This is a genomic window from Streptomyces sparsogenes subsp. cuspidosporus, assembly GCF_039532705.1.
Taxonomy (GTDB): domain Bacteria; phylum Actinomycetota; class Actinomycetes; order Streptomycetales; family Streptomycetaceae; genus Streptomyces; species Streptomyces sparsogenes.
On the sequence record NZ_BAAASD010000124.1, the window covers coordinates 1 to 1522 of the forward strand.

Sequence of the window (1522 nt, forward strand, 5' to 3'; positions counted from 1 at the left end):
GCACCCAGCAGGGTTGCATGCTTGTTGAACAGATGCATCGCGCCGAACAGCACACCAGACAGTGCCAACGCCGCGTACGTGCCCAAGCCTCGCTCCACCAGCCGGAACAGCAGGCCGCGGAACATCAGCTCCTCCGTCACGGCGGCGGCGGCCATGAAGCCGCCCAATCCGATCGCACCCGTCAGCGAGCCGAAGCCGTGAACGTCGTAGTCCCCGAGGAAGGCGAGGTTCGCGATGACGCCCCCGAACAGCGCGACGCCAATGCCCGTCCCCCAGTACAGCGACCTCCGCGCGCCCTCCCGGGCCAGCTCCGTGACCGGACGCCCCTCGGTGCGGCCCACAACCCACCGGTAGACGAACACCGCCAGCACCGCTGTCAGGCCGCCCAGCAGGAGCGAGAGCCACGGGTTGTCCTGCACCGCGCTGACGCTCTGACCACCGGCCGCGCTGACCGTCACCACAGCCAGTATCTGCCACACCAGTTTCATGACGACTCCTACCGGACCCGCGACCGGAGCGCCGCGCCTGCTCAGAACGCTATGGATCCGCGCCCCGGGAATCGTCACCTCACGGTGGACACCTGCACGTAGCTCTCACGGGGGACAACTCGAGTGCCGCACAGCTCCCTTCGCGCCTCGACGGGCATCCGGGTCTGCGACCTTCGAGAACGGAAGTGACGCCGCGCGTGCAACTGTTCGGGGACCAGCGGGAGTCTGGGGACCGAGGCGATGTTCCCCGAGAGAACGCCGTCCATTCACACGCCGTCCCGCAGGGGTTCTCCATGTCGATGCCCTGACCCGACCGTCGTGCCTCCCTTGCCACGCACGCCTCCCGTGCTGCTGTCGCCGCCCTCGGCGCCGCCGGCCTGATCGCGCCGGCCGCGGCTCCCGCCGCTTTCGCCGACGAAACCGAGCCCGAACTGGTCGTCGGAGGCATCAAGCCGATCGACGGGCTGAAACAGGGGAACATCGACGTGCCGGTCACCGCGGCGAACAACCGCGGCCAAGATCTGGGGGACCCGAAGAAGCGGTCTCCACCAGGGCGGATGAGATTTCCGGCAAGGGCAGTCCTCCGGGGGTGATGAGCGCTCGGGGTGACATGGTGTGGTACTTGTCGAGCAGTCCACTGTGTACTTGCTGGAGCCTGACCGCGGCGGCGGGTAGGGGGATGGCGATCAGAACATCGTACGACGCCTGCAGGCCCAGGTTCAGGGTTGCCTGAGGCAGACGAACGGCCAGCAGCAGAGAACAACCCAGTAGGTGGTGATCTTGGCGATCAGGTCCGGCGAGGCCTGGACGTCATACATGCCAGCCAGGTGGGAGCGGAGGTTGCGCACCGACATGCCGCAGGCGTACAGATGGGAAGGCGACCTGTGCGGGTGTCAGCTTTCTGTGGTGTGTGGTTGGGGCCATGTGGTCTGGGTGGCGTGGTCGGGGAAGTCGGCTCGCAGGGTCAGTTCGCCGCCGAGGGCGGTGATGTAGGCGGCCATGGTGTCGATCTGTGGGGTGCTGGCTCCGTTTTC

2 protein-coding genes are annotated in these 1522 nt (G+C 67.2%); both read right to left on the minus strand.

Going from position 1 to position 1522, the window contains the following annotated elements; translation table 11 throughout:
- A partial coding sequence (locus ABFY07_RS42640) for a CPBP family intramembrane glutamic endopeptidase (RefSeq protein WP_346179606.1) occupies positions 1-488 on the minus strand: 488 nt, incomplete at its 3' end.
- 719 nt (positions 489-1207) lie between these two features.
- Positions 1208-1342, minus strand: a complete 135-nt coding sequence (locus tag ABFY07_RS42645; RefSeq protein WP_346179607.1) for a hypothetical protein — start codon at positions 1340-1342, stop codon at positions 1208-1210.
- Between the last annotated feature and the right edge of the window lie 180 nt (positions 1343-1522).